The 16,602-nt window shown below is 70.6% G+C and carries 22 protein-coding genes; 11 read left to right on the top strand and 11 right to left on the bottom strand.

Features of this window, described 5'->3' with window-relative positions; all coding sequences use genetic code 11:
- A partial coding sequence (locus RHOOR87_RS0113620; protein ID WP_027485330.1) for a transposase occupies nucleotides 1–249 on the top strand: 249 nt, incomplete at its 5' end.
- A gap of 232 nt (nucleotides 250–481) precedes the next feature.
- The gene (locus RHOOR87_RS0113615) at nucleotides 482–727 is read left to right on the top strand and encodes a hypothetical protein (RefSeq protein WP_015446700.1); all 246 of its coding nucleotides are present in this window, start codon (nucleotides 482–484) and stop codon (nucleotides 725–727) included.
- Here RHOOR87_RS0113615 and tsaA read toward each other — a convergent pair.
- On the bottom strand, nucleotides 722–1,285 hold the full coding sequence (gene tsaA, locus RHOOR87_RS0113610) for a tRNA (N6-threonylcarbamoyladenosine(37)-N6)-methyltransferase TrmO (RefSeq protein WP_027485329.1): 564 nt from the start codon (nucleotides 1,283–1,285) through the stop codon (nucleotides 722–724). The genes RHOOR87_RS0113615 and tsaA overlap by 6 nt on opposite strands.
- A 46-nt stretch (nucleotides 1,286–1,331) precedes the next feature.
- Between tsaA and RHOOR87_RS0113605 the strand changes: the two genes are divergently transcribed.
- Genes RHOOR87_RS0113605 through RHOOR87_RS0113595 form a run of 3 tightly spaced genes read left to right on the top strand, consistent with a single transcriptional unit; the run spans nucleotide 1,332 to nucleotide 2,983 of the window.
- Nucleotides 1,332–1,706 carry a YciI family protein gene (locus RHOOR87_RS0113605; RefSeq protein ID WP_027485328.1) on the top strand — a complete coding sequence of 125 codons (375 nt, stop codon included), beginning with the start codon at nucleotides 1,332–1,334 and terminating at the stop codon, nucleotides 1,704–1,706.
- A 2-nt stretch (nucleotides 1,707–1,708) separates the two neighbouring features.
- Nucleotides 1,709–2,230: a hypothetical protein gene (locus tag RHOOR87_RS0113600; protein ID WP_027485327.1), complete on the top strand. Its 522-nt coding sequence runs from the start codon at nucleotides 1,709–1,711 to the stop codon at nucleotides 2,228–2,230.
- A 30-nt stretch (nucleotides 2,231–2,260) separates the two neighbouring features.
- Nucleotides 2,261–2,983, top strand: a complete 723-nt coding sequence (locus tag RHOOR87_RS0113595; RefSeq protein WP_007511659.1) for an HAD family hydrolase — start codon at nucleotides 2,261–2,263, stop codon at nucleotides 2,981–2,983.
- A 23-nt stretch (nucleotides 2,984–3,006) separates the two neighbouring features.
- Here the strand turns inward: RHOOR87_RS0113595 and RHOOR87_RS0113590 are convergent, their stop codons facing one another.
- Nucleotides 3,007–3,261 carry a hypothetical protein gene (locus RHOOR87_RS0113590; protein WP_027485326.1) on the bottom strand — a complete coding sequence of 85 codons (255 nt, stop codon included), beginning with the start codon at nucleotides 3,259–3,261 and terminating at the stop codon, nucleotides 3,007–3,009.
- A 202-nt stretch (nucleotides 3,262–3,463) separates the two neighbouring features.
- On the opposite strand from RHOOR87_RS0113590, the gene RHOOR87_RS0113585 reads away from it, so the two are divergent.
- From RHOOR87_RS0113585 to RHOOR87_RS0113575, 3 genes are all read left to right on the top strand, one after another.
- Entirely contained in the window at nucleotides 3,464–4,375 is a 912-nt protein-coding gene (locus tag RHOOR87_RS0113585; protein WP_027485325.1) for a trypsin-like serine protease, read from the top strand.
- A gap of 260 nt (nucleotides 4,376–4,635) precedes the next feature.
- Entirely contained in the window at nucleotides 4,636–5,094 is a 459-nt protein-coding gene (locus RHOOR87_RS0113580; protein ID WP_027485324.1) for a putative toxin-antitoxin system toxin component, PIN family, read from the top strand.
- Nucleotides 5,095–5,159: 65 nt separating this feature from the next.
- The gene (locus RHOOR87_RS0113575) at nucleotides 5,160–5,348 is read left to right on the top strand and encodes a CPXCG motif-containing cysteine-rich protein (RefSeq protein WP_007511652.1); all 189 of its coding nucleotides are present in this window, start codon (nucleotides 5,160–5,162) and stop codon (nucleotides 5,346–5,348) included.
- A gap of 3 nt (nucleotides 5,349–5,351) precedes the next feature.
- On the opposite strand, the gene pncA is transcribed toward RHOOR87_RS0113575, so the two are convergent.
- The gene (gene pncA, locus RHOOR87_RS0113570) at nucleotides 5,352–6,005 is read right to left on the bottom strand and encodes a bifunctional nicotinamidase/pyrazinamidase (protein ID WP_027485323.1); all 654 of its coding nucleotides are present in this window, start codon (nucleotides 6,003–6,005) and stop codon (nucleotides 5,352–5,354) included.
- Between the two features lie 103 nt (nucleotides 6,006–6,108).
- Here pncA and RHOOR87_RS0113565 point away from each other — a divergent pair, with 103 nt between their 5' ends.
- Nucleotides 6,109–6,495 carry a hypothetical protein gene (locus RHOOR87_RS0113565; protein WP_027485322.1) on the top strand — a complete coding sequence of 129 codons (387 nt, stop codon included), beginning with the start codon at nucleotides 6,109–6,111 and terminating at the stop codon, nucleotides 6,493–6,495.
- Between the two features lie 4 nt (nucleotides 6,496–6,499).
- On the opposite strand, the gene RHOOR87_RS0113560 is transcribed toward RHOOR87_RS0113565, so the two are convergent.
- The 5 genes from RHOOR87_RS0113560 to RHOOR87_RS0113540 form a co-directional block, all read right to left on the bottom strand.
- The gene (locus RHOOR87_RS0113560; RefSeq protein ID WP_027485321.1) at nucleotides 6,500–7,282 is read right to left on the bottom strand and encodes a prolyl oligopeptidase family serine peptidase; all 783 of its coding nucleotides are present in this window, start codon (nucleotides 7,280–7,282) and stop codon (nucleotides 6,500–6,502) included.
- A gap of 12 nt (nucleotides 7,283–7,294) precedes the next feature.
- Nucleotides 7,295–8,689 carry a cardiolipin synthase gene (gene cls, locus RHOOR87_RS0113555; protein ID WP_027485320.1) on the bottom strand — a complete coding sequence of 465 codons (1,395 nt, stop codon included), beginning with the start codon at nucleotides 8,687–8,689 and terminating at the stop codon, nucleotides 7,295–7,297.
- A gap of 19 nt (nucleotides 8,690–8,708) precedes the next feature.
- Nucleotides 8,709–10,076 carry an FAD/NAD(P)-binding protein gene (locus RHOOR87_RS0113550; protein ID WP_027485319.1) on the bottom strand — a complete coding sequence of 456 codons (1,368 nt, stop codon included), beginning with the start codon at nucleotides 10,074–10,076 and terminating at the stop codon, nucleotides 8,709–8,711.
- A gap of 31 nt (nucleotides 10,077–10,107) precedes the next feature.
- Entirely contained in the window at nucleotides 10,108–10,686 is a 579-nt protein-coding gene (locus tag RHOOR87_RS0113545) for a cysteine dioxygenase (protein WP_007514701.1), read from the bottom strand.
- A gap of 142 nt (nucleotides 10,687–10,828) precedes the next feature.
- Entirely contained in the window at nucleotides 10,829–11,377 is a 549-nt protein-coding gene (locus RHOOR87_RS0113540) for an energy transducer TonB (protein WP_027485318.1), read from the bottom strand.
- Nucleotides 11,378–11,900: 523 nt separating this feature from the next.
- On the opposite strand from RHOOR87_RS0113540, the gene RHOOR87_RS0113535 reads away from it, so the two are divergent.
- The gene (locus RHOOR87_RS0113535; RefSeq protein ID WP_007514705.1) at nucleotides 11,901–12,566 is read left to right on the top strand and encodes a hemolysin III family protein; all 666 of its coding nucleotides are present in this window, start codon (nucleotides 11,901–11,903) and stop codon (nucleotides 12,564–12,566) included.
- Nucleotides 12,563–12,895: a TfoX/Sxy family protein gene (locus tag RHOOR87_RS0113530; protein WP_027485317.1), complete on the top strand. Its 333-nt coding sequence runs from the start codon at nucleotides 12,563–12,565 to the stop codon at nucleotides 12,893–12,895. Before RHOOR87_RS0113535 ends, RHOOR87_RS0113530 begins: the two co-directional genes overlap by 4 nt.
- A 3-nt stretch (nucleotides 12,896–12,898) precedes the next feature.
- Here the strand turns inward: RHOOR87_RS0113530 and RHOOR87_RS0113525 are convergent, their stop codons facing one another.
- From RHOOR87_RS0113525 to RHOOR87_RS0113515, 3 genes are all read right to left on the bottom strand, one after another.
- Nucleotides 12,899–14,671, bottom strand: coding sequence for a DUF885 domain-containing protein (locus RHOOR87_RS0113525; RefSeq protein ID WP_027485316.1), 1,773 nt, complete (start codon nucleotides 14,669–14,671; stop codon nucleotides 12,899–12,901).
- A 64-nt stretch (nucleotides 14,672–14,735) separates the two neighbouring features.
- Nucleotides 14,736–15,218 carry a DUF456 family protein gene (locus RHOOR87_RS0113520; protein ID WP_027485315.1) on the bottom strand — a complete coding sequence of 161 codons (483 nt, stop codon included), beginning with the start codon at nucleotides 15,216–15,218 and terminating at the stop codon, nucleotides 14,736–14,738.
- Between the two features lie 171 nt (nucleotides 15,219–15,389).
- A complete protein-coding gene (locus RHOOR87_RS0113515; protein ID WP_015446711.1) occupies nucleotides 15,390–16,166 on the bottom strand; it encodes a ferredoxin--NADP reductase in 777 nt (258 codons plus the stop codon).
- Nucleotides 16,167–16,602 lie beyond the last annotated feature (436 nt).

The raw sequence follows: 16,602 nt of genomic DNA, 5'->3' as shown, positions 1-16,602 counted from the left end.
CATCGCCGCTGGAACGAGTGGTATCGCCTTGCCCTGGATAGCCAGCTGCCACCCCTGGTCGCCTTCGCCAAACGCTTGGCGCCGTACATCGATGGCATCATCGCCAGCGCCCTTTACCGGCTCAACACCAGCGTCTTGGAAGGCATGAACAATCGCATCAAGGTCATCAAGCGAATGGCCTATGGCTACCGCGACTCCGCTTACTTCTTCCTCAAAATCAAGGCCGCCTTTCCCGGTAAGGCGCGATGAACCATAAAAAAGCCGCGTCGGCGGGAGTGCCGGACGCGGCCAAGCTTGGGACCGATCCACTGCCAGTGCATCGGGCGCCGGTCGCGGAGCGGTCCGCGCCGGCCCGGGCAGTGTGCCGAGCGTAGGTCTCACCGTTCGGGATTGCCCTGATCCCGGTCAGGGCGCCCGGGCGGGGCGCCGGTCACCATCGCGCCCGGCGGATGTGCCGCCCTCAACCCTGGAGATCGTACCGATGCTGTTCCAAGTGAAGGATTTTGCCGGTGACACCGGCGCCATCGCCGCCATCCTGCGTGCCCATGACGCCACCGCGAAAGTCACGGGCGATGCCGTCGCCGGGCAGATCGACGTGTCGGCACAGCTGACCTCCGGCCAGGTCGTCACCGCCCTGCACGAGGCAGGCTACGAGGCCGTGCGCGTGTCCGAGCCGCGGCAGATCCACGTCAGCGGCGGCAGCACCTGCTGCGGCAGCTGCTCATGAGCCGCTGACGTCCTCGCCGCGCGGCCGCGTGCGCGGCTTGCGCGGCCCCGGCGCGGAATGCCGCCCCTGCGCCGCGTCGATCGCGTCGATCCAACCGGCGCGCGCGGCGGGGAACGCGTCCGCGTAGGGCACGTACGGCTTGATGTCGAGGATCGGCGTGCCGTCTAGCAGGTCCACCCCGCGCACGCGCAACGCGCCTTCCTCCACCGCCACCAGCTCCACCGCCGACAGCCCGATCGCGTTCGGCCGGTGCGGCGAGCGCGTGGCCAGCACGCTGCGCTTGCCGCCGCCGCGCGGCGGGCGCACCTCGGCCTTCCAGCCCTCGCTGCGGTGGAAGGCGAACAGCAGCCAGATCCGCTCGAAGCCGGCCAGGTCGCGGAACGCCGCCGCGGGAAAGCCCGCCACGAACTCGACCACCGCCTCGGCCGCCGCCTGCGTCTCGATGCCGGCGACCACGGTGGGCTGGTGCGGCGCGTCGATGCGCTGCGCATACGGCGAGCGCACGAACGCGATCGGATGGCAGGACAGGACGTGCAAGCTATCGGGCGCGGTGCTCATTGCGGCATTATCGCTCCTTCGCCCCGCTTCCCCCGCCGAGGACGCCATGAAATATCTCGTGATGATCTACTGCGACGACGCCCTGCTGGACGCGCTGCCGGAAGGCGAGTTCGACACCCTGATGCACGGCTGCTTCGCCAAGGCCGATGCCCTGCGCGCGAACGGACGGCTGCATGATTCGCAGCAGCTGGAGGCGCCCTCGACCGCGCGCACCGTGCGCGTGCGCGAGGGCCACACCAGCGTGGTCGACGGCCCGTTTGCCGAAACCAAGGAATACCTGGGCGGCTTCAACCTGATCGAGGCCGCCGACATGGACGAGGCGGTGCGCATTGCGCAGGCCTTCCCGTGGTCGCGCACCGGCGCGATCGAGATCCGCCCGGTGCGCGACATGGATGCGGTCAGGCGGCGGGTGGGCGCGTGAGCATGCGCGACGACGACGATTTCGACGCCGACCCGGACTTCGACGAGGAGGACGACTCGGTCGAGGCGAAGGTCTGGCAGTTGCTGCTGCTGATCAATCCCGGCGACGAGGAAACCGCGCTGCAGCAGTTCGCGGACTACCGCGAGGCCGCGGCGGAGGGCGGAGACGCGGAGCCGGTCGAGCTGATCGGCCGGGTGATCGACTGGCGCTCCGGCTTCATGGTCGACGAGCACGACCTGCGCGCGCTGGTGCAGGCGCTGGACGAGCTGAGCGCGCGCTGGAACCTGTCGATCGACTGGAACGGCGACCCGGACGACGACGACTTCTTCGACGACACCGACGCGGGCAGCCTGCTCGGCCTCGCCTACGATCGCCTCGCCGAATCCGGCTACACGGTGTGGTCGTGGGAAACCGCCGACGGTGCCTGCGCCGGCTGGATCACCCTGAGCCGCGACAACGAGCCGATGCGCGAACTGGCCACGGCGCTGCACATCAACCTGCGCCTGGGCAGCGACTTCGGCTGAGCCGCGGAACAGAAAGGGAACGGCACGACCATGCTGCAATTGATCGGTTTCGATGGCGACGACACGCTGTGGCACAGCGAGGGCTATTACCGCCAGGCCGGCGACGCGTTCGCTGCGATCATGGCGCGCTACGTGGACCTCGGCGACCGGCACGTGCACGACAGCATGCTGGCCACCGAGCAGCGCAACCTCAAGCTGTTCGGCTACGGCGCCAAGGGCATGGCGCTGTCGATGGTGGAAACCGCGATCGCGGTCTCGGGCGGCCGCATCAGCGCCGCCGACATCCACGCGCTGGTCGAGCTGGGCAAGACCGTGCTGCAGCATCCGGTGGAACTGCTGCCCGGCATCCGCGAGGCGGTCGAGGCGGTGGCGCGAAGCTACGACGTGGTGCTGATCACCAAGGGCGACCTGTTCCACCAGGAAAAGAAGGTGGCCGAGTCCGGCCTGGCCGACCTGTTCCGCCGCATCGAGATCGTCTCGGAGAAGGACGCCGCCACCTACCGCCGCGTGCTGGGCGAGTTCGACCTGCAGCCGGCGCAGTTCGCCATGGTCGGCAACTCGCTGCGCTCGGACATCGAGCCGGTGCTGCGCCTGGGCGGCTGGGGCGTGCACCTGCCGTACCACGTGACCTGGGCGCACGAGCTGGAGAACGGCCTGGCCGCCGACGAGCCGCGCATGCTCACGGTGGACGCGCCGGCGGCGATCCCGGCGGCGCTGGAACGGCTGCGCGCATTGGCCGGTGCCGCGGCGTAAGGCAGGCATCGCCCGCCGCTCGCCTAGTCGTCGAAGCCGGTGTAGCCCTCGGGGAAGATCGGCGTGCCGTCCGCTTCCAGGCCGGTCATGTCGGCCAGCGCCCTGGCGGCGGCGGCTTCGGCGATGCCCTTGTCGCGGAAGCTGCGGTTCTCGCAGATCGCGTAGTACACCGGGTAGCCGTGGCGGCGCGGGGTGACCGCCAGCCAGGCCGCATAGCGCGAGCCTTCCAGGGTGGCGCCGGAGCGGCAAAGGTAATCGTCGAACTCGCGCTCGGCCATGGTCGTCGGTTCCGCCCGGAAAGCCTGCATTGTATCGAGTGGACAGCGTGTCTCGCGCAGCCGGCGAGGTGGATCCATCGAACCCGTCGGTCCCGATCAGCTAGGATCCCCTGGCTGCAGCCGAGGTGACCCGTATCCGTCCACCGCATGACAGCGCAGGTCGCCATGCCCCGTGACCCTGGAAAACGACAAGGATGAATCGATGAAGTGGGGTCTTGCCTTTTGTTTCCTGGCCGTATCGACCGCTGCCGGAGCCGTTGTCATCCGGGCAGACCTTGATGATGCCAAATATCGGGTTCCGGCTTCGGCATTCCCCGCGCTGGTCGATATGCCCGGCGAGGGACATGGCGTCCTGATCGCGCCGCGGTGGGTCGTGACCGCGGCTCACGCCGCGCCCATGCCGATGCAGGGCATGGAGAACGAGGTATCTGTCGGCGGCGTGGCGCGCAGGGTCAAACGTGTCGTCACGTATCCCGGCTACAGGAAACTGCCCAACCGGCTGATCACGGAGGCATTGGCCTCCGGCGACTTGTCCAGGGTGTCTGCCTTTCTCGCATCGTCCAACGACATCGCGCTGATCGAACTTGCATCGCCGGTGACGGAGGTGACTCCCGTTCCCCTCTATCGCGGGAAAAAAGAAGTGGGGATGACCGTGCAGCTCGTGGGCAAGGGCGTCACGGGCAATGGCGCCGGAGGCCAGGATCCCCACGGCTCGCATCGCAGCGTCTTGCGCCACGCCTTCAACGTGATTGCCGGTGCCGACGCGCGTTACGTCTGGTATCGATTCGATGCGCCGCCGTCCGCCCTGCCGCTTGAAGGCATCACGGGAAGCGGTGACAGTGGCGGTCCCCTGCTCATCGGGGATGGCCATTCAAGGCAACTCGTCGGCCTGGCCTCCTGGAGCAGATATCCGCCGGACCATCCATTCTGGAGAAAATGGGCACCGGGCCGCCCGTTCGTGGAAGGTCTTTACGGCGAGATCGGGTACGCCGTTCGCATCTCAGGCTACGTCCCGTGGATCGAAGGCGTGATGTCAGCGCCTGCGGGTGGCCGTACGCAGCATCAGGCAGCGGAGGCTGGCGACTCGAACCAGCCGACGGACATGCGCCACTGATCAGGGCACCGGCAAACGGACGTCCAGAAAGCTGACCATCGCGGTTGGCTGGAATGGGCGGCTTCTGCCGGTCGACGCCGGCCGTCGGCTGGTCCCGTCGGTCGGCGGTCAGGTCAGCGCCGACCGGTCGCGTGATGCGATCGCTCCGGTGCGATCGTTGCCGGCGTGCGGGGTGGCGCGCCCGCCCTCGACCCCGATGGTCGGTTCCGCTCGGAAAGCGTGCAGTGCACCGTGCGGCCCGCTTGCCTCATCATGGCGCAATGACCCTTGCCGAACCGCCCGTGCCGCGCATCGTGCTGGACACCAACGTGTGCCTGGACCTCTTCCTGTTCCGCGACGCGCACTCCGCGGCGCTGCACGTGGCGATGCAGCAGGGCACGATCGAGGCGGTGACGCGCGCCGACTGTCGCGACGAATGGCGGCGCGTGCTGCACTACCCGCAGCTGCCGGTGACCGGCGCCACCCGGCCGGCGATCGAGGCCGCGTTCGATGCGCTGGTGCGCTGCCTGCCCGATGACCTGGCCATGGCACCGGCCGCGCTGCCGTTGCCGCGCTGTGCCGATCCGGACGACCAGAAGTTCCTGGAGCTGGCGCAGGCCTCGGGCGCGCGCTGGCTGGTCAGCAAGGACAACGAACTGCTGAAGCTGGCGCCGCGCTGCGCCCGCGACGCGCTGTTCTGGATCGGCCTGCCGCAGGCGTGGTCGTTGCGCAGGGGCTGAGCGTCGCAGCGCCGCCGCTACGGCGTCGTGGTGTACTTGGGCTCCCCCGTCTGCCGGGACGCACCATGCTCACGCCACACGCCATCGACTGCCCGTACTGCGGCGAGCCGATCGAAGTACTGATCGACGCCTCGATTCCCCGCCAGCGCTACATCGAGGACTGCCAGGTGTGCTGCCGGCCGATCACGCTCGACGTGGAGACCGACGTGGACGGCGAGCCGCAGGTGCGCGCCTCCGGCGAGAACGACGCCTGAAGTTCAGGCAAGTGCCCACTCCGCCGACGCGGCGATGCCGATGCCCTGCGCCAGCAGCGTGGCGCGGGTGGCCGCGTCGCCGGCCGGCGTGACCGGGCGGCTCAAGTCCCACAGCACGCTGGCGCGCAGGCCCAGTGCCTGCGCGTCCTGCGCGGTCCACAGCACGCATACGTCGCGCGCCAGCCCGCACACGAACACCTCCTGCACGCCGCGCTCGCGCAGCCAGCCGGCCAGCCCGGTGCTGGGCCGCGTGCCGTGCGGGCCGTGGTTCTCGCGGAAGCCGCTGTAGGAATCCACGGTGCTGTCGCTGCCCTTGCGGATCACCGCATCCAGCGCCGACCAGTCGACGTCCGGATGCAGCGCGGCGCCGGGCGTGCCTTGCACGCAATGCTCCGGCCACAGCGTCTGCGGCTGGCCGTACAGCGCGATCTGCTCGAACGGCGCACGGCCGGGATGCGAACCGGCGAACGAGACGTGCCCGCGCGGGTGCCAGTCCTGGGTGGCCACCACGTGGCGGAAGCGGCGTGCGCGCAGCAGCGCGTCGAGGCCCGGCACGATCGCGTCGCCCTCGTGGCAGGCCAGCGCACCGCCGGGCATGAAGTCCGGCTGCACGTCGACCACGATCAGTGCGGCATGGGGCGAGAAGGCTTGGCTCATGGCGTGGGGCGCAGGAAGGGGCGGTCAAGTCTAGCGCGCGGATGCGAGCCGTCGGCATGGCCCATAATGCGCGCTGCAGCGGCAACGCGGTTCGGGGCAGGCGATGCAGTACGACCAGTCGTGGATGGGTTACGGGATCGTCGGCGGACTCCAGGCCGGCCTGATCTCGGCCGCGGCGGGGCTGGCGCTGTTTTTCGTGTTCCACGGACTGGGCCGGCGCCACGGCTGGGGCTGGGGCCCGCCGATCGGCTGGGGCTTCCTGCTGGCGAGCGCGCTGACTGCCAGCGGCGACCTGTGGAACCTGTTCTATTTCAACTACGGCCGGCTGCAGTCGCTGCAGCTGCTGAAGGTGAAGCTGGCCGAAGTGCACGACCCGGACAGCATCGGCCTGCGCGCACTGTGCGAGTTGCTTGGTGTCGCGCTGGGTATCTACGTCGGCTGGGCGCTCGCCAGCGGCGACTGGCGCCGGCGCTTCGGCGGGCGCAGGTGATTCCTCAGCGCGCCGGCAGCCGGTGCGCGAACATCCACGGCCACAGTGCCTGCGTGGCGTATGCGGCCTGCCAGGAGGCGTGCCTGATGCCGGCGAATTCGGTATAGCGCACCTCGGCGCCGCGCGCCTGCAGCGCGGCGTGCATGCGGCGCGATTCCTCCGGCGGCACCACGTCGTCGAGCGCGCCGTGGAAGATCCACACCGGCAGCGTGCCGAGGTGGGCGGCGAGCCACGCATGCGGGTCGCCGGCCGTGGCGGGGATGCCCTGCACGCGCAGGTCGGCGTGGTCGTTCGGATGGCGGATGCCGCCGCAGACGATCGCGGCGGCGGCAAACATGCCGGGGTGGTCCAGCGCGATCTGCCAGGCGCCGTAGCCGCCCATCGACAGGCCGGTGAGGTAGAGCCGCCGGCGGTCGCCGTGCCATTCGCCGATGCTGTCGTCCAGCGCCTTGAGCGCCATCTGCTCGATCGCGCCGTGCCAGCGGCTGCCGGCCGGCGCCTGCGGGATCACCACCACCGCCGGGAACGCCTCGCCGTGCCCGTTGAGCCATGGCGGCAGGCCCTGGCCGAGCTGGGCCCGGTTGTTCCTGCCGCGCTCGCCGCTGCCGTGCAGGAACAGCACCACCGGCCAGCGGCGTTCGGCCGTCCAGCCGTCCGGCACGAACACCCGGTAGCGATAGGTCGTACCGTGCAGTTCCAGCGAGCGCGCGACGAAGCGCGCCGGTTCGCCGGTGTGGCCGGTCAGGCTGACGCTCATCAGGCACAGCAGCAGGGCGAGTCGGCGCATGGCGGGGTGTTCCTACAGCAGCGGGTCGAACAAGCGTGCCACATGCATCGCCACCCGGCGCAGGTAGGGCGCCTCGCGGTATTCGTGCTCGTCGATGGCCCTGGCGCGGGCAAAGTCGGCGTTGAGCATCGCCGCCACCTCGGCGGCGAAGGTATGGTCCACTGCCAGCACGGCGGCTTCGAAGTTGAGCCGGAACGAGCGGCTGTCCAGGTTCAGGCTGCCGATCGCGGCGGTGTCGCGGTCGATCAGCAGCGCCTTCTGGTGCAAAAAACCGGGCTGGTAGCGGAACACGCGGATGCCGGCGCGTACGGCGGCGTAGGCGTGCAGGGTGGAGGCGAGGAACACGGTGCGGTGGTCCGGCCGCGCGGGGATCAGTACGCGCACGTCCACCCCGCGCAGCACCGCCAGCTGCAGCGCCGCGCGCACCGCGTGGTCGGGCACGAAGTACGGCGTGCTGAGCCACACGCGCTGGCGTGCCGCGTTGATCGCGGCGGCGAAGAACAGCGAGCCGGTTTCCTGCGGATCGGCCGGGCCGCTGGCCACCACCAGCGCACTGGCCTCGCCGTCGGCGGGCGGCGACGCCAGCAGTGGCGGCGGTGCGCCGGTGATCCATTGCCAGTCCGCGGCGAACAGCTGCTGCAGGTCGGCCACCGCCGGCCCGGCGAGTTCCAGCTGGGTGTCGCGCCACGGCGCCAGCGGCGGTTTCAGGCCGAGGTATTCGTCGCCCACGTTGAGGCCGCCGACGAAGCCGCGCGCGCCGTCCACCACCAGAATCTTGCGGTGGTTGCGGAAATTCAGCTGGAAGCGGTTGCGCCAGCGGTGGGTGGCGAAGCGGTGGATCGCCACGCCGCCGGCGCGCAGCTCGTCGACGTAGCGTTGCGGCAGCGCATGGCTGCCGATGCCGTCGAACAGCACGTACACGCGCACGCCGGCTGCGGCGCGCTCCAGCAGCACCCGCTGCAGGCGCCGGCCCAGCGTGTCGTCGTGGATGATGAAGAACTGCACCAGCAGACAATGCCTGGCCGCAGCCATCGCGCCGAGCATGGCGTCGAAGGCGGCTTCACCGTCGATCAGCAGGCGCAACCGGTGGCCGCCGCGGAACGGCCGCCGCTGCAGCGCGCTGATGGCGGCGTAGCGCTCGCAGCCCGGGTCGAGCGGCGGCGCGGCACCGGCCGCCCCGGCCTGCGTGGATGCCGCTGGTGCATGGTGCCCGGCGCGATAGCCGAGGAAGTGGCTGGAGCCCAGGTACAGGTAGGGCAGCAAGGTCACGTACGGCAGCAACAGCAGGCCGAGCGTCCAGCCGATCGCGCCTTGCGGGGTGCGCGCGCGCATCACCGCGTGCATCGCTGCCAGCAGGCCGAGCAGGTGCGCCACGGCGATGCAGGCAGTGAGCACGCTGGCGGTCATCGCGGGCGCCGCGGGCCGCTCAGCCGCCCAGCAACTGGTCGGCCAGGTGGCGCGCCTGCTGGCGGATCTCCGGCATCGCGGTGGATTCCCACAGCGTGCCGCGCAGCAGGCTGCCGATGGCGAACAGGTTCGGCCAGTACTGCTCGCCGTGGCGCAGGTGGCCGTCGCTGTCGGCCTGCACGCCGAGGCCGAGCGGGTCGGCGGCGATGTGCGCGTTGGTGAGCAGCTGGCTGACCAGCCGGTGGTTGCAGCGGCGCAGGTCGGTCTCCAGGCCCACGGTCTGGATCACCAGCTCGGCGCCCAGTACATAGGTTGCGCCGGCGTGGGCCACGGTCAGTTGCAGCACGTCGCCGGCGACGCCCACCGCGTGCACGCGTCCGCACTGGCGCTGCAGCCGGCCGTCGCGTTCCAGCGCGGCGATCGTCTCGCGCACCTGCGGCGGCATGCGGTGGCGCACGCGCTCCCACGCCCAGCGCGCGTGGCGCATGAAGCGCGCGCGCTGTTCCGGCGACAGCTCGGCCCACAGCGCTGGCAGGTGCGGGCGCAGGCCGTCGACCACGGCGCGCCATTCGGTGCCTTGCTGCGCGATCGCCTCGCGCAGCAGGCGCATCCAGCGGCGAATCTCCGGCGCGTCGCGCATCGCCTCGACCAGCGCGGCGCCGTCGTCGGCGGGCGTGGCGGCGGCGTGCAGGTGCGCCTCGGGGAAGCGGCCGTGGCGGGAGATCGCGACGAATTCGGCCTGCGGCCATTGCGCGGACAGTTCCAGCAGCACGTCGACCGCGGTCAGCCCCAGCCCGATCAGCACCACCTTGCGCGGCGGCGGCTGCCGCTCGGCGAGCTGGGCCAGCAGGCGCCATGGGTCGACCACGTAGCGGCCGCTGGCGAGGGCGGCGGCGCTGACGCCGGCCAGCGGCTGCGGCGGCAGCGCGCCCAGCGCCAGCACGGCAGCGTCGGCCGGGTGGCTTTCCTCGCCATGGATCACGGTGATGCCGCCCGACTCGGGCACCAGCGCGTCGACCGCGAATGGCAGGATGTTGACGTGGTGCCCGCGCGCCTTGCCCTGCTGCAGCGCGCGCGCCACTTCCGCCTCGAGGTAGTCGCCGTAGCGGCGGCGCGGCAGGAAGTCGGTGCCGGCGATGGCGGGATCGTCGCGTTGCAGGAAATCCAGGAAGCCGCGCGGCTTGCCGGCGAACATGCTCATCGAGGCCGCCCGCACGTTCAGCAGGTGGCGTTCCGAAGCGGTGCCGTAGGCCACTCCGCGCGCCGGTGGGCCGCCGCCGGTGAACCAGTCCAGCTGCAGTGGCTGCGGCGATTCGCGCTCCAGCAGCTCGCTGAGCAGCGTGGCAGCCGCGGCACCGCCGCCGATGATGGCGACCCGTCGAAACATGGAACTCCCCGTGCGTGTGGTGGCGGGCGGATCAGCCGGGCAGGCGGCCGGCGATGGCGCTGTGCCGTGGCTGCGCGCTCCAGCGCCCGGCGGGGTCGAGCTGCCCGCCGGCAAAGTGCTGCGCCGGCTCGCCGCTGCAGACGTGCAGCGAGAGCGCCGTGTCGTGCCGCGACAGGTTGCGGCAGCGCCGCGCCAGTCCGTGTTCGCCCTCGAACCAGATGCCGTCGCCCGGGCCGAGCCAGTTGCGGCCGTGCAGGCTCAGCTCGCCGGACGCGTCGTCGCAGCGGTAGGACTGCACTTCCAGCGCGCCCACCAGCGCCATGTCCAGGCCCCACAGGCCGGCGGGGTCATGCACCGGCGCGGCGTGGTTCGGCGGCCAGGCCAGTACCAGCACGCTGACCGGCGGCTTGCCGCGCTCGGCCAGCAGCCAGCGTTCGAAACCGTGCCGGCGCTGGCTCAGCCGGCCCAGCCGGTGGGCCAGCGCCGCGGCATCCTGATGCACCACGCGGCCCAGTTCGCGCGCCATCGTGGCGAGGTCGGGGCGTTCGACGCCGGCGTGCTCGAGCGCGATCGCGCGCAGGGTTTTCAGGAGAGGCTGGTGCTTGCCCATGCGTGGAGCCCGGCAGGGTGAATGGGCGCCAGTGGAGCATGCATATCGTTAAAGCCACGTAAGCCGGCGGCATCGCCGCAGGCACTCGCGCCACGGTCATCCGCCCGTCGCGGCCGCCGGGCGGATGACCGCGGCGAAAGCGCTACTCGCGCAGGTCGAACGTCACCGGCACCCGTGCCCAGGCGCGCACCGCCCGCCCGTTCACCATCGCCGGCTGGAACTGCCAGCCGGCCAGCACCTGCTCGACGGCGCTATGGTCGAGCAGCAGGTAGCCGCTGCCGTGCTCCACCGACACCTGCACCGGCTTGCCGGTCTCGTCCACCAGCACGCGCAACAGCACCGTGCCCTGCATGCGTTGCTGCAGGGCGCGGGTGGGGAAGCGCAGCGGGGCGGAGCGGTAGGCCAGGCTGGCCTCGACCGGTGCGGTCAGTGCCGGCCCTGGCGTCGTAGCGCTTGGCAGCAGGGTCGGTGTGGCGACCGGTGGCGGTGGAGGCAGGGGTGGTGTCGGCTCGACGAAATGGATCGTGGGAATTGGGTTGATCTGTTCGATCGCATGGAAAAACGCCGGGCCGGTCGGCCGCGAGGCGATCACGATCACGGCAAGGTTGAGTGCGATCGCGGCACTGATGGCGGCGATGCGTGCGCGGTCGGGGTGGGTACGATGAGCTACGGCCAGGCTTGCGGACGACATGGCGACCTCCTGACTTCGGTGGGATGTTGCGGCGGTCACGCTGCGCGAGCAGGGGGATCGTGCCGTCGCGATGGCAGCGTATGCCTGCGGAATGCGCTTGCGCAAGCGGACGGCTGGATGGCCAAATGCGGGATCGTGGCGGCGCGGCCGTGACCGGCAAAAAAAGCCCCGCGGGGAGGCGGGGCGGAAGGCGGATGGCGGGGAGTGCACAGCCACCGGCAAAATCGTGCGCTGCGGCTGCAACGGTCCGCCGTGGAGTCCTCGTGAAGACGGTCTTCATGCCAGTCCCCGCCGCGGGTGCCATGCTCCTGCAGCCTTCGGCCGCGGCGCCGGTGCTGACCAGGGGCAAGGTCTCGCTGCGCTCGGCGGCACGGGCGCGGGCCGGAACCTGGGCGTGGCGTTCGGTGCGTTCATCATCGAATAACGTGACGGCGTACCGGCGCGGCCATGCGCCACGATAGGCAGGCGCGGGCACACCCGGTTAAGGTATGCCCACGCGCCTCGCATTGCCCAGGAGTCCCCCATGTCCGCCACATCCGGCACGGTGATCCCGCGCTACAGCTTCGGCGACGAGCTTGCCAGCATCATCATCCACGGCCTCGGCATCGTGCTCAGCATTGCCGGCCTGGCGACGCTGGTGGCGTTCGCCGCGCTGCACGGCAATGCATTGACCGTGGTCGCCTGCGCGGTGTTCGGCACTTCGCTGGTGCTGCTGTACACCGCGTCCACGCTGTACCACTCGATTTCCGTGGCGGCAGCCAAACCGGCGTTGCGCATGCTCGACCACATCGCGATCTATGTGCTGATCGCCGGCACCTATACCCCGTTCACCCTGGTCGCCCTGCCCGGAGCATGGGGCTGGAGCCTGTTCGTGGCGGTGTGGGCACTGGCGCTGGCCGGCAGCGCGCTGGAGCTGGGTCTGCTCAAGCGTTACCACAAGCTGGCGGTGCTGCTGTACGTGGGCATGGGCTGGATCGGCATGGTCGCGTTCAAGCCGCTCAGCGAGCATCTGCAGACCGGCGGCACCGCACTGCTGCTCGCCGGCGGGCTGGCCTATACGCTGGGCGTGCCGTTCTACCTGTGGCGGCGGCTGCCGTACCACCATGCGCTGTGGCACGTGTTCGTGCTGGCCGGCAGCGTGCTGCACTTCCTGGCCGTGCTGCTGTACGTGATTCCCGACCCGGCGTGAGCCTGCCGCCGGACCTCGCGGCGCGGCGCCGCGAACTGGAGGACGCGGCCACCCACCTGGGCCGGCCGCACGCGCTGCGCTTCCGGCCGATGTTCGGCGGGTTGATGGCGTATCTCGACGAGCGGCCGTGCGCCTGGCTGACGCCCGGCGCCCTGGCCCTGAAACTGCCGCCGGCCGAGCAGCCGGTGTTGCTGCGCATCGCGGGCACGGCACGGCTGGTCGTCAAGCCCGGCGCCGCGCCGAGCCGGCACTACATCGTGCTGCCCGCCGCGCTCAGCCGCGACACCGCGCGGCTCGCCGGCTGGCTGGCGAAGAGCGCGCGGCATTGAGGGTCACGGTTTCTGCCGGGTCGGCACGAACTGCGTGCGCACCGCCTCGGCCAGCTGCTCCGGCGGCAGCAGGCCCTGGCCGATCACGAAATCGTTGAAGGCCAGGCGGTCGAACTTCGGGCCCAGCGCCAGCTCGGTCTGCAGGCGCAGCTGCTGCAGGCGCAGGTAGCCGTAGAAGTACGCGGTGGCCTGGCCGGGCGAATCGTAGGTATAGCGGTTGATCTCCTGCGTGGCGAGCGCGTCGGACAAGCCCACCTCATGCATCAGGATCTGCTTGGCACGCGCGGGGGTGATCAGGCCGAGATTGAGCATCGGGTCGAGATACGCGCGCGCGGCGCGCTGCAGGCGCGCCTGCAGCGCGGCGAACTGCCCAGCTGGCGGCTCGTACGGCAGCATCTCGGACTCGGCGTACAGCGCCCAGCCTTCCACGTTGACGCTGTTGAACGCGAACAGGCTGCGCGCCAGCGAGACGCCGCGCTCGACCATCGCGGCGAACTGCAGCTCGTGGCCGGGGCGGCCCTCGTGTGCGGTCAGCGTCCACGCCGCGGCCTTGTAGGTGAAATCGTCGTAGGCCTGGGTCGGGTCGCCGTTCTTGCCCGGGTTGCCCATGGTCAGCACGAAGGTGCCTTGCTCGCCGTGGTTGTTGATGAACGGTGGCGGGTCCATGTGCGGCGCCGGCACCTGCGCGGCTTCCGCGTCGGAGGCCAGGCGCATCTGCATCTTGCGCTGCGGCAGGGTGACGATGCGCTCGCGGCGGATGGTGTCCTCGATCCTTCCGAGCACCTCGTGGTACCACGGCTCCACCTGGTCCCGACCCAACTGCTGCTTCTTCAGTGCCTTGAGCACGTCGCGGTAGTCGGTGGCATCGATGCCCTCGGCCTTCGCCACCACCGGCGCCAGCACCTGCATCATGCCCTGCAGCTCGACGAACTCCAGCTGCGCCTGTTCCATTAACTGCTGCGGCGGGATGTCGATGCCGACCTGGCGCAGGTTGTAGGCGTACAGCGGCTCGGGCAGGCGGAAGTCGGCGCGGGCGCGCGGCAGCACGGTGCGGCGCACCCAGCCGTCGTACGCCTGCAGCTGGGCGTCCAGCGCGTCCAGCGCAGCCTTGCCCTGGGCATCGTCCAGCTTGTATTTGGCGAACAGCTGGCGGATGCCTTCGACATAGCGCGACGTGTTGGCGAGCTTCTGCTCGACCTCGCCCTTGTACGGGCCGAGCAGCGCCTTATCGCCGAGCCGGGCGACGGTCTGCGCCTTCGCCAGCTCGGCGATCGGCGTGCAGCCGGGCGTCTTGCCCACGTAGCACTGCAACCGCTTCAGTGCCGACGGGCGGCGCGCGGCGGCCACGTCATCCTTCAGCAGGCTGAATTCGCCGCCGAACACCAGCTCGCCGACATCGGTGTACGGCAGCAGGTATTTGCGGTTGAGGTCGATGCCCTCGATCTGCCCGGTGGTGGCCTTGATCAGGATCTGCAGGTCCTGCCGCACGTTGGCGTCCCGCTCCGCCGCCAGCAGGGTCTGCAGCTTCGCCTTGGCCGCCACCAGCGCGGCGCGCGAGCGCTGGTCCACGCCGGGGCGCAGGTCGGCAACCTTGTCGTCGTAGCCGGATACACCGACCTGCGAGGCGAACTCCGGGCTGAAACGGGCGATCTGGTCGAGCAGGATCTGCGAGTCGGCGTTGCTGCGGGCGATCCAGGCCGGCGGTGCGGTCTGGGCGTGCAGCGAAGCGGTCGCGGCCAGCACGGCGGCGAGGGCGAAGACGAGGCGTCTGGACATGGCGTTCTCCCTGGGGTAGCCCCAGCCTAGGACGCCGCGCGTGTCGAAAGCATGTGCCGGAAGCTCAGCCGAACAGCATCGCCAGCCCGAACAACCCCACCATCACGAACGAGAGCACCAGTTTCACCAGGGTGCCGAGCAGCAGGCCGAGCCAGGTGCCGACGCCGACGTGGGCCGAGCGCAGCACGCTGGTGCCGGAGGCTAGCTCGCCGGCCAGCGCGCCGAGGAACGGCCCGAACAGCAGCCCCGGGATGCCGAAGAACATGCCGACCAGGGTGCCCAGCCCGGCGCCCCACAGCGCCCGCTTGCTGGCACCGACGCGCTTGGCGCCGAGCGTGCCGGCGACGAAGTCGACGATCACCCCGAGCGTGCCCAGCGCACCGATGAGCAGCAGCCACCACAGGCCCAGGTGCCGGTAGCCGTCCAATGCCGCGGCCAGCCAGATGCCGCCGAACAGCATCGGGATGCCGGGCAGCGCCGGCAGCACGGCGCCGGCCAGGCCGCCGCCGATCAGCAGCGCGGCGAGTACGTACAAGGCGATGTCCATCAGGTGGGTTCCGTTGGCGCGATCACGCGGCGGGCGTCACCGCCGCGACCATGGCGGGTCGGGACACTATGGCATGCAACCGCGCGCCGTTCGCGGCCGTGGCGTGCCATCGGCAAGCGGTTGCACGCATGGACCGCATGCCGCGCGTTCATGCGCGGTCTAAGCCGGCGGCTATTTCTCCACGAAGGCCCGCTCGATCACGTAGTCGCCCGGTTCGCGCGTGCGCGGCGAGGCCTGGAAGCCGCGGCCGTCGAGCAAGGCGCTGAGGTCGTCCAGCATGGCCGGGCTGCCGCACAGCATCACGCGGTCGGTGGCCGGGTTCAGCGGCGGCAGGCCGGTGGCTGCGCTCAGCCTGCCGTTGACGATCGCATCGGTGATGCGGCCCTGGTGGCGGAACGGCTCACGCGTCACGGTCGGGTAGTAGATCAGCTTCTCGCGCACCAGCTCGCCCAGGTAGTCGTGCCGTGGCAGCTGGTGTTCCAGGTAGTCGGCGTAGGCGAGGTCCTCGACCCGGCGCACGCCGTGGGCCAGCACGATCCTGTCGAAGCGCTGGTAGGTGTCCGGGTCGCGGATGACGCTCATGAACGGCGCCAGCCCGGTGCCGGTGCCGAGCAGGTACAGGTGCTTGCCGGGCTTGAGGTCGGTCAGCACCAGGGTGCCGGTGGGCTTGCGCGTGACGATCAGCGGGTCGCCGGGTTGCAGGTGCAGCAGGCGCGAGGTGAGCGGGCCGTTCGGCACCTTGATCGAGAAGAACTCCAGGTGTTCCTCCCAGCTGGCGCTGGCGATCGAGTAGGCGCGCAGCAGCGGACGGCCGTCCGTCTCCAGCCCGATCATCACGAACTGGCCGCTGTCGAAGCGGAAGCCGGGGTCGCGCGTGGTGCGGAAGGAGAACAGGTTGTCGTTCCAGTGCCGCACGTCGATCACGTGCTCGGTTGCCATTGCCACCATGGTCGGTCGTCTCGCCTTGTTGCGCCGTCGGGGAAGTCGCACGCCGGGCCATCCGGCAGGCCGGAGAGGGGGACTCGCGGGGAGGGCGGCCACGGCCGCGGTGCCTTGCGAGCGCCGGGATGGGCGCGGCGACAGGCGCCTAGGATACGCGAGTGGGCGGGAGCGCGCCCATGCCTGGGCGCGGTGGTGCCGGGGCTTGCGGCATCGTGCCACGCCGCCGGCCCCGGCCGGGAGTCGGGGCGAAGGGGCGGTTGGGTGACCGGCCGCCATTTCCGGGGCGGGACGAGGCGATGGCCTAGGCCGGTGAGCCGCCGGGTACTACGCCGGCAGCAGCCGGGGACGACAGCAGGAACATGACTTGGACTGCAGCGCCGAAACTGCGCATACTCCATCGTCGCCGATGATCCGGTGACGCCAGTACCGGATCGCGATGGAT

It is taken from the genome of Rhodanobacter sp. OR87, assembly GCF_000473345.1.
Classification (GTDB): Bacteria; Pseudomonadota; Gammaproteobacteria; order Xanthomonadales; family Rhodanobacteraceae; genus Rhodanobacter; species Rhodanobacter denitrificans.
Note: the sequence above shows the minus strand (reverse complement) of the source record. Positions and strands in the feature narration are given on the sequence as shown.

Excerpts from the sequence above, each read along its gene's own strand:
- RHOOR87_RS0113615 (WP_015446700.1), top strand. The coding sequence starts at position 482 with ATGCTGTTCCAAGTGAAGGATTTTGCCGGTGACACCGGCGCCATCGCC.
- tsaA (WP_027485329.1), bottom strand. The coding sequence starts at position 1,285 with ATGAGCACCGCGCCCGATAGCTTGCACGTCCTGTCCTGCCATCCGATC.
- RHOOR87_RS0113605 (WP_027485328.1), top strand. The coding sequence starts at position 1,332 with ATGAAATATCTCGTGATGATCTACTGCGACGACGCCCTGCTGGACGCG.
- RHOOR87_RS0113600 (WP_027485327.1), top strand. The coding sequence starts at position 1,709 with ATGCGCGACGACGACGATTTCGACGCCGACCCGGACTTCGACGAGGAG.
- RHOOR87_RS0113595 (WP_007511659.1), top strand. The coding sequence starts at position 2,261 with ATGCTGCAATTGATCGGTTTCGATGGCGACGACACGCTGTGGCACAGC.
- RHOOR87_RS0113590 (WP_027485326.1), bottom strand. The coding sequence starts at position 3,261 with ATGGCCGAGCGCGAGTTCGACGATTACCTTTGCCGCTCCGGCGCCACC.
- RHOOR87_RS0113585 (WP_027485325.1), top strand. The coding sequence starts at position 3,464 with ATGAAGTGGGGTCTTGCCTTTTGTTTCCTGGCCGTATCGACCGCTGCC.
- RHOOR87_RS0113580 (WP_027485324.1), top strand. The coding sequence starts at position 4,636 with ATGACCCTTGCCGAACCGCCCGTGCCGCGCATCGTGCTGGACACCAAC.
- RHOOR87_RS0113575 (WP_007511652.1), top strand. The coding sequence starts at position 5,160 with ATGCTCACGCCACACGCCATCGACTGCCCGTACTGCGGCGAGCCGATC.
- pncA (WP_027485323.1), bottom strand. The coding sequence starts at position 6,005 with ATGAGCCAAGCCTTCTCGCCCCATGCCGCACTGATCGTGGTCGACGTG.
- RHOOR87_RS0113565 (WP_027485322.1), top strand. The coding sequence starts at position 6,109 with ATGCAGTACGACCAGTCGTGGATGGGTTACGGGATCGTCGGCGGACTC.
- RHOOR87_RS0113560 (WP_027485321.1), bottom strand. The coding sequence starts at position 7,282 with ATGCGCCGACTCGCCCTGCTGCTGTGCCTGATGAGCGTCAGCCTGACC.
- cls (WP_027485320.1), bottom strand. The coding sequence starts at position 8,689 with ATGACCGCCAGCGTGCTCACTGCCTGCATCGCCGTGGCGCACCTGCTC.
- RHOOR87_RS0113550 (WP_027485319.1), bottom strand. The coding sequence starts at position 10,076 with ATGTTTCGACGGGTCGCCATCATCGGCGGCGGTGCCGCGGCTGCCACG.
- RHOOR87_RS0113545 (WP_007514701.1), bottom strand. The coding sequence starts at position 10,686 with ATGGGCAAGCACCAGCCTCTCCTGAAAACCCTGCGCGCGATCGCGCTC.
- RHOOR87_RS0113540 (WP_027485318.1), bottom strand. The coding sequence starts at position 11,377 with ATGTCGTCCGCAAGCCTGGCCGTAGCTCATCGTACCCACCCCGACCGC.
- RHOOR87_RS0113535 (WP_007514705.1), top strand. The coding sequence starts at position 11,901 with ATGTCCGCCACATCCGGCACGGTGATCCCGCGCTACAGCTTCGGCGAC.
- RHOOR87_RS0113525 (WP_027485316.1), bottom strand. The coding sequence starts at position 14,671 with ATGTCCAGACGCCTCGTCTTCGCCCTCGCCGCCGTGCTGGCCGCGACC.
- RHOOR87_RS0113520 (WP_027485315.1), bottom strand. The coding sequence starts at position 15,218 with ATGGACATCGCCTTGTACGTACTCGCCGCGCTGCTGATCGGCGGCGGC.
- RHOOR87_RS0113515 (WP_015446711.1), bottom strand. The coding sequence starts at position 16,166 with ATGGTGGCAATGGCAACCGAGCACGTGATCGACGTGCGGCACTGGAAC.